Here is a 13,311-nt window from a genome sequence, read left to right on the forward strand (position 1 = left end):
ATGAGTTTTGCAGAAAAAGTTCTGATCGTCGGGACGGTGGACACAGATGTTTATATCTGCCCGGCCACGTTCTCAGGGTCAGTGCATGGCCTGGTGTTTTCAAACATCACCGGCGCTGATGCCACGGTCACGCTGAAACACTACTCGCAGGCCAGCGGGCAGACAACGGTGTTCGCCAGTGCATTAAAGATTGCGGCCAATACGCCCCTGGCCTGGCCTAAGCCGATTAACGTGGTCGCCGGCGACAAGCTGATCTGCGCGGCCAGCACAGCAAATGCTATCACGGTGCTGACGTCTGTTTATCTGGGTAGCTCGGCCCCGGCTGCAGCGGGCCTGACAGCTCGCGGTACGTATACCGACCAGGCCAGCTATGTACTCAATGATGTGGTGACGCTGGTCGGGACGTCTTACATCAACGTTTCGCCCTGCAGCGGTGTTTCACCACCAAGCGGTAACTGGATGGTGCTGGCCTTAAAGGGCGATACAGGCGCACAGGGCCTGCAAGGTATCCAAGGTATTAAGGGCGATAAAGGCGACCAGGGAGCGCAAGGCAATCAGGGGCCGGTCGGGCCATCTGTTGCCGTGCTTGATGAGGGCGGCAGCCTGACGGTCGGCGCTACATCGCTGAATTTTGTAGGCACTGGGGTGGTTGCTTCTGCCAACGGCAATGCAATCACAATCACCATTCAGGCTGCAACGGCTGCAGGCTTGGGGTTGGGTAGCGTTGAGAATAAATCTGTGGCTCAAATTCTGGCTAATGCCCAGCTCACTGGTGTGACCAATGCTGTCAACATCGTCGAGGCCAAGGTCGCTATGGCTGCTGGCAATAACATCGATATGGCGACCGGCACACTGTTTGCAAAAACAATCACCGGCGCTGCAACCTTGACCGTCTCGAATATTCCTGCAGCCGGGCTGGGTAGCTTCCTGCTCGATGTCACCAACGGCGGCTCGGCCACAATCACCTGGTGGGCGAATATCAAATGGGCTGGTGGCACAGCTCCAGCGCTGACTGCTGCAGGGCGCGACATGCTGGGGTTTCTGACTTATGACGCTGGAGCGACATGGACCGGCCTGGTGTTGGGGAAGAACATCAAATGATTAAAAATATTCTTTTCGCGGCTGGCGGTAACTCTGCAGCGCCACCAGGCCAGGTGGTCTTTACTAATCCAGGTACGACCAATTACACAACGTCGTGGGTCTGCCCGGATGGTGTTTACTCTGTCTGCGCTGTTGCGGTCGGTGCCGGTGGTACTGCATCTGGCAGTAATGCTGGTGGCGGTGGCGGTGGGTTGGGCTGGAAAAACGATATCGCTGTCACGCCTGGTGTTTCGTACACAGTCGTGGTCGGTGGTGTATCTGGCGACTCTTCTTTCAACGCCGTTTGCATTGGCCGTGGAGGTGTAAGCAGCGGCGCTGGTGGTGCAGGTGGCGGCTTTGTTGGAACCGGTGGCGGCAATGGTGGTAACGGTGCGGCGTCAGGCTTTCAAAATCGCGGCGGCGGTGCTGGTGGTGCTGGTGGATATACCGGCGATGGTGGTTCATCTGCCGGATGGGCCACGGCTGTTAATCCTGGTGCTGGCGGTGGTGGTGGTGCTGGAAACTGGAATGGTAATGCCAATGGTTTTGGCGGTGGCGGTGGTGGCGTCGGCTTGCTCGGTAAGGGCAGCGATGGTGTTGCCGGTTCTGCTTTCGGGTTCGGCGGTGGTGGTGGCGGTGGCAGTGGTGGCGCATCCGGCAGCGGCACTGTGGGCGGCGCTTACGGCGGTGGGGCTACGGTTTCAGGCCAGCCGGGTCTGGGTGCTGTCAGGTTGATATGGGGCGAGGGTCGATCCTATCCCTACGCTGCAGCCGAAGTTTAACAGGGGGTGAAAATGCAATTTATAGAAAAGACGACAAAAGAATATCCATTGACGTATAGCGAGCTGGTGCGCCGGTTCCCTGGGCTGAGCTGGCCGAATGATCCGGCCTGCGCTGACCTGGGAGCGGCAAACGTCGAGCCGGTCAATTACTCCAGTCAACCTATTTATGATCCAGGCACACAAAAGCTGGTCGAGCTTCAGCCAGTCAAAACGGACGGCCATTACCAGCAGCAATGGAGCGTCGTCCAGCTCGCCGGTGATGAGCTGGCAGCGGCCCAGGCGGTGGTCAGGGCGGCGCGGAAAGTACAGCGCAAGGTGCTGCTCGATGCCATCACTGTGACGGTGGGCGACAAGGTCTTCGATGGTGATGAGCTGAGTCAGGATCGCATGACACGCGCCATCGTCGGCATGCAGATATCAGGCATTCACTCGATTGTCTGGACGCTGACCAATAACGAACTGGTACAGGTAACCCTGCAAGAACTGTCTTCAGCATTAATTCTCTCGGGTCAACGGCAAACGGAAATTTGGGCGGTCGCCTGACTTTCCTTTTTACATTGATCTGAGACTAACGCAACCCGCCTAAATGGCGGGTTTTTTATTAGGGGTAGTGATGTCAGACAAAGATTTACAACGCCTGGCTGAAAAAGAAGCAATGAAAGAAGCGCTTCAAGAGTGGCTCGACAAGCAATTTGCCGAGTTTGGACGATGGACCCTTAAAGGTTTGGCTGCTGCTGGTCTGGTGGCCTTGATTGCCCTGATTCTCATGAGTCAAGGTTGGCATAAATAAGAAAGGATGAACGATGGAAAAGATCAAAGCGTTTTTTATGAGTAAGCGCACATACGGTATCTGGCTGTTTTCTGCCCTGGTACTGGCCTGGCTGTTTTGGACTGACCCGGATAAAGGCGACTCTACCAAGGACATGCTGCTAAACCTCATTAGTGTCGGCCTGGCCTTCACGGCTGCGCACCTGGTGCGTAAGTTTTACCTCGACTATATCAAGCTGCAGGAGCACGTCGAGGAAGCCAAGAAGGGCAATATCGGCTCCGGCCTGGTGGTGCTGGGGACCATCATCTTTACCTGTGTGGCGGCGCTGATCTTCAGCACCAGGGCGCACGCTGCGGACGTGCGTACATACGTCCCGGTCGGGGCAAAGCAGTATTGCCCCATGCTCATGCAGGAAAAAGACAAGCTGTGGCCAGATCACCCGGACCCGGCAGCGCTGTGCAGTCTGGTCGAGCAAGAGAGCTGCATCAGTCTCACGCATCCGACTTGCTGGAACCCGAAGTCGCGCCTGAAAACAAGTCGAGAGGAGGGCGCTGGCTTCGGCCAGATCACCAGGGCGTACACGGCAGACGGCAGAATCCGCTTTGATGCCCTGCAGGCTGCAAAACAGCTTGAGCCAAGCCTGAATGAGTGGACCTGGTCAAACGTCTATGATCGCCCTGACTTGCAACTGCGTGCGGTTACGGCCATGAACCGCGACTGCTTCAAGCGTCTGTCCAGGATCGTGACAGATCCCGCAGAAGTCCTGCGCATGTGTGACGCAGCTTATAACGGCGGCTACGAAGGCATGCAGCAAGAGCGCCGGGCATGCGGCCAGCGTGCCGGGTGCAACCCGCAAAAGTGGGTGGCGAACGTGGCAAACGTCTGCCTGAAGTCCAAGACCAAATGGAAGGGTTACGGCGCGTCTGCCTGTGACATCAATCGCGGCCACGTCGATTTTGTGTTTAACGTGCGCCATGACAAGTACCTGCCTTTTGTGAGGTCGACATGATCTATGCCCGCCTGATTGTCCTAGCTGCGCTGCTGGCCGGACTATGGGCTGGTGTTGGTTATATTCACCACCAGGGGCTGGTCGAGGGCAAGAAAGAAGTGCAGCAAGAGTGGGATGCTGACAAGCTGGCCAAGTCTCAAGCAGAGACAGCGGCCACGCTTTCACGCGTCAAAAACAATGAGCGCATTGCAGAACAGCAGGCGCTCGATAACGCGAAAATTAAGAAAGGTCATGATGATGAAATGGCTGCTGTCAGGGCTGCTAACGCTAGTCCTTACCGCTTGCGCGTCTCCGACAGTATCTGTCGTGGATTTGCCAGCGCCACCAACACCCAAAGCCCCGGAGTCGGCAATGCGCCCGCTACCGGAACCCTTGCACTTCCAGAAGCGCTTGAAAGAAATCTTCAAGACTTGATCCAGGAGGCCGACACCATGCTGGCTTCCTGCAGGGCGGCGCAGTCGTTCATCCGTAGCAACGGCATGGATAAATAGCTGACTAATTTAAATGCAGACGTCTGCACATTTGTGCAGATGTCTGTGTCAGTCAGGTAACTGCAGTACCTTTGTAATTGTTTTTGCCTTATTTTCCATCGCTTTGCACTTTAATTGTGCCCCTGCCATGTCATCCCTGGCTTCGCTAAAAGCCTTTGCCGTCCCAATTTGATGAGCAGTCACATCCTTGTGAGCGGCATCAATAAATGCAGTCAAACAATCCTCTTTGCTTTTCTCCAGCGACACTATCGTGCTGAATGCTGTTACCTGATACAGCAGAACACAACCACCCAAAAAGCCAGCCATTCCAATTTTCAACATATCAACCCCCTTATTTAATTATTGCTGCGCGTAAATATTTAATCATAGTTTGCAATGCTATTAGTGGCTTAAACGCAACGTTAAGCAAATACTAAAAAATATTCTAAAATCCATTGTGAAAATTAACCTATTAGGTTAATATAGCACTCATGGAAAAGAACACACCTCACTGCAAATTACACATCGTTAAAGCGCTGATCGCTGACGGCAAAATACGTGCTACCGTTAGTGCAGTGGCTGGCGCTGATGCTCTTGGCCTTAGCTTGGATGGAATGATTGCTGTAGTCAATGCACTGACATCGAAAGATTTCTACAAAAGCATGACAACACACAGCGATCATAAAGTTTGGCAAGATGTGTATCGTCCGAAAACATCAGCAGGTAATGTGTACCTGAAGCTGACAGTAATAGATGATGTTCTGGTGGTGAGTTTTAAGGAGCTATGAAAATGAAATGTCCAATTTGCGGGGGTGACAATCTGCAGCACGATACGCGTGATATCCCCCATATCTACAAGAACGAACAAACAGTAATAAAGGGAATCACCGGCGATTTTTGCTCTGATTGTGGCGAGGTGATATTAGAGGGCAGTGACTTGGTGCGCTTTGGCGACGAGGTCGCAGCATTTTCAAAGCGAGTTAACGCGAGCATTGTTGATCCTGGCTTTATCGTGGCAGTGCGTAAAAAGTTGGCCCTGAATCAGCACCAGGCGGGTGAGATTTTCGGCGGTGGCGTAAATGCCTTTTCACGTTACGAGAGCGGGAAAGCATTGCCGCCAGTTGCCCTGGTCAAGCTTTTAAAGCTGCTTGATCATCACCCCGATCTGCTGGAAGAAATTAAGGCTTAGTGGTCGTCTTGGGTTAGAATGCCAGGGCCGGAATCGAAAGGCAAATTGCGGGTATTTGAAATTCAAAAACTGACTACGCAAAATTAACGCACTTTCATTTTAAGTCATTGATTTTAAAAGAGTCATGATTCCGGCCTCGGGCACCATCCACTACATACGCAATTCAGCATAAAACCCCTCAAAGCCAATGAAATCAAGGCTCTGTGGGGTTTTTTTGTCTTTGAAAATCCGCAAAACTGCTCTTTAAAACACTATTTTCTGTTTTTACTTCCGCACAATTCCCCTGTGAACTTTCTTCCGCAGTTTTCGATAGTGGACCACATTCGCAAACGGTTGATACTTGTTGCATGCTTGAAATAATTAATGGGAGTCAACAGGGTTTCGGGTGGATTTGCCAAGCTTTTTGTTATCCAGCTACATGTATATGCCTACAAAAGCACCAACCAATAAAGCCGGGGCGGTCACTTGTCCTATCAGCTCATCTTCTGCACAAGCGGACGCACTGGCAGGAAAAATGTTTGTAACGATCAGAATGGCGTTGGTCGCTACTATGACCACAAGGGAAATTCCTGCAAGGCTCTGATTAGCGATCAATCTCCTGAGAAATATTAAATTCAGGATTTATGTGTACCTTGCTCTATTGCTCACCTATCAGCATGATCATAGAATTATTCACCAGATAAACAGCACACGACCATAACGCCAGTTGAGCGACACTTGGCTTACTATTCAGGTAGCTTTCGGGGGGGAGGTGGCGAGGGTGAGAATGGCAAAGCTGATGGCGGCTAGTGAAAAGCGCCCTGAGTTGACGATCAGCAGTGTGTTGTGATCGCTGCTGATGCAGCATAGGACGCCACCACGGGTGCGCGTGCCATAGATGCGTGGGTCTCAGGCCAGCCAAAGCGGGCTCTTGAGTCCGAGCGGGATGAGGCTGAGTATCGGCACACTATCAGGTAAAACTATCCTTCTATGTACAGTGGCCAGAAGTGGGTAAAGTGCGTTCTTGTTCTAGCCGATGTTATGGATGTAGGACATGAGTTAGCACAGCGGTGAAGTGTCGCCTGGGCTAACATGATTAGCACTATTCGGCAATACATTCGGCTCATCCACAGTTCTTCATGGTGAGGTGATCAGCCAGGAGAAATCGTCAGGACTTCCAACGCAATCGAGCGATCGCAGTCTCAGAAATGCCGCGTCCTCTTTTGAAATGCAGTCACAGAAAATTATAAGTCTCATCGCATTTGAAATGGACAATTTAGTACTATTAATGATATAAAGTTTAAAACTTGGTATTGCTGGTACATGCTCGTGCCGTTGTTTGGCAAATCTTGTAAAGTCATCAGAAAAATTCTTCACCATGAAGATCCGGCTCGTATCTGCAAACTCACGCCAAATTCAGATGTTCTTGACATCATTATCGAAGTAAATGACCGTACAGTGAATATATATGCTTTGCACCATACAAATCTTCTCCGAAGTCCCAAATGTCATGCCCCATGAAGGTCGCGACAATTCTGTGCTGGCCTATTTAAAAGCATTTTAGATTTCGTTGGCAACTGTGTTTGCAAACCACGTTCCAGTTCAACATGATACGACTGAAATGCAATGACACTACTCTATAGAATCGTAGCAGCAAAACAGAACACTCAAGCAAGACGGAAAGTGCTGCAATTTGCGGCTACTTTTCTGGCAATTATTCTACAAACACCCATAGGAAATATCGCAATGGCGGCAGATGATGATGTCTTGAAATTCAGTTCCCATGACCTCGGTCTTAAAATTTTTAGCGCCAGTGATTTTCGACTGGTCTATGCAAACTCACCACATGAACTTGCACTAGGTGAGGTGGCAAGAGAGAAAAACGCAACGGATGAGATGCGAGAGCCGGGATTCACTTCAGGCGAGTACCCAAGCTTTGCCGGTCCGGTAGAAATGGAGTGGCGCTCCAAAGAGGGTATCCATTTCAAGCATACGCTGGACCTTGATAGTATTTTTAAAGACAGAAAAGTACTTCACCATGAAGACCCTGCGCGCATCTATAAACCCATGCCTGTCTCAGGTGGCGCACCTACTATCATTATTGAAGTGAATGACCGCACCGTAAACGTGTATATGTTCACAACGATACAAATTATCCCTCAAGACCCGAATGCCATCCGCCGTGAAGCTCATGACAATATGGTGCTGGCTTATTCAAAAACTTTTTAAATCTTTTTGACGGGACAGATGATGGCTGTAACCGCAGGCAATAATGGCGTGGACGTCAAAGTGGCAACGCCCGAAGATCTCGCCACTTACACCAGGGCGCAAGCTCAGGTCGATGCATTTAAAGTACCTGCGATCTATGATTCAAGCGATCCGCATGCCAGGGTATTTATTGCAAATTTTGACGGCACAGGGAATGATGCCATCAATGACCCTGACCACTTGACGAATATCGGTATTTTAAAGAAGCAACTCGAAGATATTAGTAGGAAAAATCCCCATATATATGGTTACTACTTAGAAGGTCCTGGAACGCAGGGTGGTGTTATGGGCACGGTAGATGGCGCGCTGGGCGTAACACATAGTCTTCGGGTTGAAACAATGTATGAGAAGTTTGAGAAGAAGGTCAACTCGTGGCTCAGGGAAGACCCAGATGCCAAGATCAGCGTGATTAACACTGGTTTCAGTCGGGGGGCTGAATCTGCGGCCGTGTTTTCTCGTCTCGTCGCCGAACGCGGGGTTCAAGACCTGCAGTCGAAGGTCATACAAATGCCTCCAGATGGATCAGGTCCGGCGATCGTGTCTTACACAGCGCCGCCGCTGCGCGCAGGGGACAGCATACCGCAAACATCTGTTTTTTTTGACCCCGTCGGTACGGGTGTACAGTGGCTTGATGATAGAAGGCCTGCTGTTACGGTTCTTTCGGCGATCCAGATCAAGGCGAAGGATGAGCAACGGTTGCAATTTCCAGGAACCAATTTGCTACCTGATGGCACTTCTGCCGATGGTCGTTTCCTGAGTGTGACCGTGGCAGGGGCGCATAGTGATATAGGCGGTAGCTATGAAAAAAATGGCTTGTCAAATCGCACTTTCAATATGATGTCGCAATTTGTCAATGCCTCGCTGGGGGGGAACCTGGTCAAGAAACTGGACATACCCACTGATCCGGACATGAGTGTGATTCACGATTCATCTCAGCACAAAGTGTATTGGATCAAAGTACCTGGAGATCGCCTTACAATTGACAGGCAAGATTTATTAGGCAGAAGCATAGAACCCTTGAATCCGTCGATGGAGGTCTATCGACAAAATGCCAAAGCTCTTGGCGCGTCACTGGATGAGGCCAAGCCCGCTGTCGCTGGCACCTCTGTGGCTGGTTTGTCCATTCCGGCTACATCAGGTGCAGAAGTAAAAACTCTTGCCAAGGATGATCAGAAACCCTTGCAAGCAATAGAGCAAGCCGCAACTGCGCGTGACGCAAAACCTGCGGCAAATATCGATTTGCTGGCGGTTCCTGACAGCCCGTCAAGCCGTTTAATTTCTCAATTCAGAGAGTCGCCACGGGCAACTACACAAGCTAAACCGTAAGTGTGCCGGCATAGATGGCACGAAAGCTGTACCAGCGATTATTGAGTGATTTGTCCGGGGATCAGTCCTGTCTTGTTGGCATTACTCAAGCTCAAAAACTAAATATTGTGGGTGGTGGTTTTGTGTATTATGTGAGTTAAAAAAATGTTTTTGAATAGTCGTGCTAGTTGCTCCCGTGCCTTAAAGCAGCGTCACACGCACCATTGTTCATTTGTTCATTTGGTGGAGGGCTTTTGATCGTCGGAAAAAAATTCCTTCATCAAGAATGAGTGCAGTGCCTCACGTTCTTGTTGTGCTGTACTTAATCTGACAATTCTTTTCAGGCGAGAGGATTCCCAATTGAATTGATCCTCGTACCTGGCTGCTATAATTGAGATGATTTTATTTATCACTTCGCCCTGCATGTCAGTTGCGCTGCCAAGCTCGACCGAGTAAGTCATCAGATCCAAATGGCCATTTCGCATGGTTTTGACGTCAATCTCTGCATAGTCTTTGCTGAATCTTCTGATCGCAATAGTGCCGGCTCGCTGGGATTTGTACTGCTCCTGCTTTTTTAGTTCTTGCTCCATTCGTATCGCACAATTTCTCTCCACGAGTTCTTCAAACGACTCCTGTCTGGAGCCGTTTGTCGAACAGCCAAGCATGAATAATGATGACAAAATAAGGGCAATGCTGCTTGAAGTTCGCATAGAAAAATAAAGGTTACAACAGCAATCAACTGGCTTACGTCATGCAAAAATTTGGACAACTCTTCAAGCTTGGTAAAGTGCGTAGTCTCACACTTAGAATTGCATGATATTAAGCGCAACCAGACTAAGCCTCAGTACAAGCCCAAGTATAAAACCAAGGAAAAACGATCTTTTAAAAAAAGTCGCCACTATTCCTGCCACAAATGCAAATCCTAGTAACTTACCCAATCGTTTCCAGAAATTGGCTTTTTGATCGCTTTGATTGCCAGTGCCGGGTTCATTCTTTGCCTCTGTTTTAGATTCACTGGACGTGATCTGCACCTCATTGTTTGGTAAAGGTTTGCTTGCATTGTCACTGCCGCCTACCTCGACATAGCCAGTGATGGCTGTCTCACCTGGTCCACAGGGCTCAATCTGATCGCGGGTAGTGCCGTTCGCACTTTTGCAGGTATTCAGTGGTTTGAGTGGCGGGACATTGTTTAGCTTGAGGTCATGAACCTGGAATGCCTGGGCTGATGTTGCACTACATATTAAGGTGAAGATTATGCTGATTTTTTTCATGGAAGAGATTCTGTTTGCAAGTAAAAAGCACTCGATATTACTTTTTGGGCTAAATAAATGCAAATCAGGAGAGCGTTTCTTCGGTAAATCAGGCGTGTCAACGTGCGACGATTTGTGCTTTAGTCTGTGCAACCGCAATTACTTCAATCTCCAGCAGCCCGGCTTCATCGTAATGTTCGCAATGATAATTGTCCATCGCTGGTGGCACCGCATTCTTGCCAAGAACCTCGACTCGAACTTCGTAGTCATCCTGGATAGAGCGCTGATCGACAGGAAGATCTCATTTTTGCGATGTGATTGAGTGCCGTGTCTGCTGTGACAACCCGTTCTTCGACATTTGCCCAGACCAGGCGGCATTGATCTTTGAAATCTTTTGATACAGAGTCATCGCTCGCTTCTGGTAATTGGCAACTGATGAAAAAGATGCTTGAAGAGGTGGATGCCCCGTGGCCGTGAGCCCATCCAGTTTTTTGAAGGATTGATGGCGTGTCTATCCATGCCGGATGTTCCGCAGGATGAAGGAGATTGTATGGCAGCGACAAACGCTACGCCACTGATACAGAGGCCGCGTCCTTCCACAACAGCACTCCTGCCACCTGATTTACTGCCGGGCTTGGTCTTAATACTGATGCAAGCTGTAATTTACAGCGCAAATTATCGGCCTCGACATCAGGTTTAGTTTATCTTTGTGCTTTTCCTTGGGTATTGCAATACTAGATCACTTATCGCATAGCTAATCGATTATGTATGCGGTAGTCCGCATAACTTCAATGAACAATAAACCATCGATTCTTTGATGTTTTTCTATTTTTGGGAGGATAAAAGTTGAGTGCATATTATTTAATAATTAATATCGGCGTTTTAGTACAATTAGCCAGCATCGGTCAATGCCAAACCTTTATAATCACGGTTTAATAGTTGTTATTTATTCACTATCGCAGGAGGTGGTATGAATTTTCGTCTCATTTCGCTTGTGATGTTGTTTTTGCCTCTTTCGCTGTTTGCACAAGTGCGTCCGCCTATCATTGACGTACATATGCATGCGATGGGCGCGGGTGATCAGGGGCCGCCGCCCTTGGGTATGTGTACTCCCATCGCCAATTTTCCTGCATGGGATCCTGCCAAGTCTTCTTATGCTGACGTGTTCATGGAGATGTTCAAAAAACCGCCATGCAAAGATCCGGTCTGGTCACCTTTGAATGATAAGGCGCTGATGGACGAGACTATTGCAGCGATGGAAAAACTCAACATCGTTGGTGTTTTGAGCGGCTCTGCAAAGCGTGTGGCGACATGGCGCAAGGCTGCGCCCGGCAGATTTATTCCCGGGCTTGAGTTTCAGCTTGGAGTATCTAAAGTTTCACCGGAAGACATGCGCGTGCTTAACAAGGAGGGGCGGCTATCTGTGCTAGGCGAGATCACCAATCAATATGCCGGTATAGCGCCTGACGATCCTCGCATGGAACCGTATTGGGCGCTGGCGGAAGAGTTGGATATTCCTGTTGGTATTCATATCGGCACTGGTCCACCGGGTGTTATCTATCTCGGTAGCGTTAACTATCGTGCGCGACTGCATAGTGCCCTGACAATAGAAGAAGTTCTGGTACGACATCCAAAACTGCGCGTCTACATCATGCACGCTGGCTACCCGAAACTCGATGACATGCTGGCGGTTCTTTACGCGCATCCACAAGTCTATGTGGATGTCGGTGTTATCGTTTATACCCAGCCGCCCGCAGCCTTCTATGCTTACTTGCAAGCGATCGTCAATGCAGGTTTTGGCAAACGCGTCATGTTCGGGTCTGACCAAATGGTATGGCCTGGCGTGATAGAGCGTTCGGTCAAGGTGATTGAAAATACACCTTTCCTGAATGCTGAGCAAAAAAGGGATATCTTGTACAACAATGCGGCACGGTTTTTAAGATTGAGCCCGGAAGAGATGGCTCGTCATCAAAAAATGGGCGAGCCGTAATCTGGTTTTAATACTCAGATCAAACTAAGCGGGGCGTTGAATTAGTTGTTCAGTCTGTGTTTGCCCGAATGTGCCTGGAAACCAACGCGCCCTTAGTTGCATGAACGGTGTCTCCACCATTCGATACAACAACCACCCACCAAATATCCCCGCAGCGGTGACCAGAACAATGGTCAGTGGTGCTTCTGCGTCTATGTGTCGGTTACGCAATTCCACAGCTATCAGCATGAACACAGGTTTGTGCACCAGATATACTGCATACGACCACAACGCAAGTTGCGCGGCGCCGGGCAGGCGTAGGCGGCGCAGATAGCTGTTGGGGCTGAGAGCAGCGAGGGTGAGGATAGCGAAGCTGACTGCTACCAGTGAAAAGCCCAGTGAGTTGACGATCATCAGCTTGTTGTAGTCGTCGCTGTTAATGCAGTACAGGGTGCCGCCAGCGGCCAGCAGACCGGTGATGAGCAGTGCTTGACCGTGGCGCATGATCCTGTCGTATAAACCTGCATGAAAATTCTTGAGCATGGCGATGGCGACGCCGGGGAGCAGTTCATCAAAGCGGCCAAAGCTGGAGTAGTAAACTTGCGCATCAAATGCAGGATGCCCATCCATAAATGCCACGCCGCGAAACAGCATGCCGCCGCCTATTGCTGCAATGAGCAGCCCCCACGCTAGCCACAGTGGGCTCTTGAGTCTGATCAGGACAAGGCTGAGTATCGGCAGTATCAGGTAAAACTGTTCTTCTATGCACAGCGACCAGGAGTGGGTAAAGGTTTGTCCGTATTCCAGTCCTATGTTTTGGCTGAAGGTCAGGAACTGCCATAGCGATGAAGTACTGCGTCCAGCCAGTGCCGGAAAAATAAAATAAGCTGCCAGCACGACATAGTAATTGGGCAGGGTGCGTAGCAGGCGTCTGGCGAAAAAATTCTTTAGCGACAGAGCCTGGCCATTGGCTGCAGCAGACATGATCTGGTTACCGATCAGGTAGCCGCTCAATACAAAAAATAAATCCACACCCGCCCAGCCTATGTCGCCAGCGAAGCCAAAGGTTTGGTGTCTGCTGACAAAGCCGCAGTAGTGCGACATCAATACCATTAGTATGGCGAGAGCGCGCAAGGTGTCTAGACCGGTGATTCTTTTGTGAGGCATTATGTGCTCTTGGTGCAGGGAAAAGGATGGTGTAGGGTTTTGATGATGCATTATTATTTGCCAGGCTGGCAGAT

The 13,311-nt window shown here is 50.0% G+C and carries 15 protein-coding genes; 11 read left to right on the plus strand and 4 right to left on the minus strand.

The features are described from left to right. The 6 genes from ACO0LG_RS22695 (at position 1) to ACO0LG_RS22720 (ending at position 4,131) form a co-directional block, all read left to right on the plus strand. Positions 1-1,101, plus strand: coding sequence for a hypothetical protein (locus ACO0LG_RS22695; RefSeq protein WP_423029821.1), 1,101 nt, complete (start codon positions 1-3; stop codon positions 1,099-1,101). Then, positions 1,098-1,862, plus strand: coding sequence for a hypothetical protein (locus ACO0LG_RS22700; protein WP_423029822.1), 765 nt, complete (start codon positions 1,098-1,100; stop codon positions 1,860-1,862). The genes ACO0LG_RS22695 and ACO0LG_RS22700 overlap by 4 nt, the downstream gene beginning before the upstream one ends. A gap of 12 nt (positions 1,863-1,874) precedes the next feature. Next, positions 1,875-2,405, plus strand: coding sequence for a DUF4376 domain-containing protein (locus tag ACO0LG_RS22705; RefSeq protein WP_423029823.1), 531 nt, complete (start codon positions 1,875-1,877; stop codon positions 2,403-2,405). Between the two features lie 70 nt (positions 2,406-2,475). After that, positions 2,476-2,652 (plus strand): hypothetical protein, encoded by a 177-nt coding sequence (locus ACO0LG_RS22710; protein WP_423029824.1) that lies wholly within the window; start codon positions 2,476-2,478, stop codon positions 2,650-2,652. A gap of 37 nt (positions 2,653-2,689) precedes the next feature. Further along, positions 2,690-3,640, plus strand: a complete 951-nt coding sequence (locus ACO0LG_RS22715; RefSeq protein ID WP_423029825.1) for a hypothetical protein — start codon at positions 2,690-2,692, stop codon at positions 3,638-3,640. Then, positions 3,637-4,131, plus strand: coding sequence for a hypothetical protein (locus ACO0LG_RS22720; RefSeq protein ID WP_423029826.1), 495 nt, complete (start codon positions 3,637-3,639; stop codon positions 4,129-4,131). The genes ACO0LG_RS22715 and ACO0LG_RS22720 overlap by 4 nt, the downstream gene beginning before the upstream one ends. Before the next feature lie 48 nt (positions 4,132-4,179). On the opposite strand, the gene ACO0LG_RS22725 is transcribed toward ACO0LG_RS22720, so the two are convergent. After that, on the minus strand, positions 4,180-4,452 hold the full coding sequence (locus ACO0LG_RS22725) for a hypothetical protein (RefSeq protein ID WP_423029827.1): 273 nt from the start codon (positions 4,450-4,452) through the stop codon (positions 4,180-4,182). 149 nt (positions 4,453-4,601) lie between these two features. On the opposite strand from ACO0LG_RS22725, the gene ACO0LG_RS22730 reads away from it, so the two are divergent. The 4 genes from ACO0LG_RS22730 (at position 4,602) to ACO0LG_RS22745 (ending at position 8,872) form a co-directional block, all read left to right on the plus strand. Continuing rightward, positions 4,602-4,898: a type II toxin-antitoxin system MqsR family toxin gene (locus tag ACO0LG_RS22730; protein WP_423029828.1), complete on the plus strand. Its 297-nt coding sequence runs from the start codon at positions 4,602-4,604 to the stop codon at positions 4,896-4,898. 2 nt (positions 4,899-4,900) lie between these two features. After that, complete coding sequence (locus ACO0LG_RS22735; RefSeq protein WP_422972976.1) at positions 4,901-5,299, plus strand: type II TA system antitoxin MqsA family protein; 399 nt, start codon at positions 4,901-4,903, stop codon at positions 5,297-5,299. A 1,605-nt stretch (positions 5,300-6,904) separates the two neighbouring features. After that, positions 6,905-7,507 carry a hypothetical protein gene (locus ACO0LG_RS22740; protein WP_423029829.1) on the plus strand — a complete coding sequence of 201 codons (603 nt, stop codon included), beginning with the start codon at positions 6,905-6,907 and terminating at the stop codon, positions 7,505-7,507. 21 nt (positions 7,508-7,528) lie between these two features. After that, entirely contained in the window at positions 7,529-8,872 is a 1,344-nt protein-coding gene (locus tag ACO0LG_RS22745; protein WP_423029830.1) for a phospholipase effector Tle1 domain-containing protein, read from the plus strand. Between the two features lie 215 nt (positions 8,873-9,087). On the opposite strand, the gene ACO0LG_RS22750 is transcribed toward ACO0LG_RS22745, so the two are convergent. After that, complete coding sequence (locus ACO0LG_RS22750) at positions 9,088-9,561, minus strand: hypothetical protein (RefSeq protein ID WP_423029831.1); 474 nt, start codon at positions 9,559-9,561, stop codon at positions 9,088-9,090. Positions 9,562-9,654: 93 nt separating this feature from the next. Next, positions 9,655-10,122, minus strand: a complete 468-nt coding sequence (locus tag ACO0LG_RS22755; RefSeq protein WP_423029832.1) for a hypothetical protein — start codon at positions 10,120-10,122, stop codon at positions 9,655-9,657. A 949-nt stretch (positions 10,123-11,071) separates the two neighbouring features. Between ACO0LG_RS22755 and ACO0LG_RS22760 the strand changes: the two genes are divergently transcribed. Beyond that, positions 11,072-12,091 carry an amidohydrolase family protein gene (locus ACO0LG_RS22760; protein ID WP_423029833.1) on the plus strand — a complete coding sequence of 340 codons (1,020 nt, stop codon included), beginning with the start codon at positions 11,072-11,074 and terminating at the stop codon, positions 12,089-12,091. A 24-nt stretch (positions 12,092-12,115) separates the two neighbouring features. On the opposite strand, the gene ACO0LG_RS22765 is transcribed toward ACO0LG_RS22760, so the two are convergent. Next, positions 12,116-13,237: an acyltransferase family protein gene (locus ACO0LG_RS22765; RefSeq protein WP_423029834.1), complete on the minus strand. Its 1,122-nt coding sequence runs from the start codon at positions 13,235-13,237 to the stop codon at positions 12,116-12,118. Between the last annotated feature and the right edge of the window lie 74 nt (positions 13,238-13,311).

It is taken from the genome of Undibacterium sp. Ji42W (assembly GCF_049340405.1).
Classification (GTDB): Bacteria; Pseudomonadota; Gammaproteobacteria; order Burkholderiales; family Burkholderiaceae_D; genus Undibacterium.

Coding starts and splice junctions, on each gene's coding strand:
- ACO0LG_RS22695 (WP_423029821.1), top strand. CDS start 1: ATGAGTTTTGCAGAAAAAGTTCTGATCGTCGGGACGGTGGACACAGAT.
- ACO0LG_RS22700 (WP_423029822.1), top strand. CDS start 1,098: ATGATTAAAAATATTCTTTTCGCGGCTGGCGGTAACTCTGCAGCGCCA.
- ACO0LG_RS22705 (WP_423029823.1), top strand. CDS start 1,875: ATGCAATTTATAGAAAAGACGACAAAAGAATATCCATTGACGTATAGC.
- ACO0LG_RS22710 (WP_423029824.1), top strand. CDS start 2,476: ATGTCAGACAAAGATTTACAACGCCTGGCTGAAAAAGAAGCAATGAAA.
- ACO0LG_RS22715 (WP_423029825.1), top strand. CDS start 2,690: ATGAGTAAGCGCACATACGGTATCTGGCTGTTTTCTGCCCTGGTACTG.
- ACO0LG_RS22720 (WP_423029826.1), top strand. CDS start 3,637: ATGATCTATGCCCGCCTGATTGTCCTAGCTGCGCTGCTGGCCGGACTA.
- ACO0LG_RS22725 (WP_423029827.1), bottom strand. CDS start 4,452: ATGTTGAAAATTGGAATGGCTGGCTTTTTGGGTGGTTGTGTTCTGCTG.
- ACO0LG_RS22730 (WP_423029828.1), top strand. CDS start 4,602: ATGGAAAAGAACACACCTCACTGCAAATTACACATCGTTAAAGCGCTG.
- ACO0LG_RS22735 (WP_422972976.1), top strand. CDS start 4,901: ATGAAATGTCCAATTTGCGGGGGTGACAATCTGCAGCACGATACGCGT.
- ACO0LG_RS22740 (WP_423029829.1), top strand. CDS start 6,905: ATGACACTACTCTATAGAATCGTAGCAGCAAAACAGAACACTCAAGCA.
- ACO0LG_RS22745 (WP_423029830.1), top strand. CDS start 7,529: ATGGCTGTAACCGCAGGCAATAATGGCGTGGACGTCAAAGTGGCAACG.
- ACO0LG_RS22750 (WP_423029831.1), bottom strand. CDS start 9,561: ATGCGAACTTCAAGCAGCATTGCCCTTATTTTGTCATCATTATTCATG.
- ACO0LG_RS22755 (WP_423029832.1), bottom strand. CDS start 10,122: ATGAAAAAAATCAGCATAATCTTCACCTTAATATGTAGTGCAACATCA.
- ACO0LG_RS22760 (WP_423029833.1), top strand. CDS start 11,072: ATGAATTTTCGTCTCATTTCGCTTGTGATGTTGTTTTTGCCTCTTTCG.
- ACO0LG_RS22765 (WP_423029834.1), bottom strand. CDS start 13,237: ATGCCTCACAAAAGAATCACCGGTCTAGACACCTTGCGCGCTCTCGCC.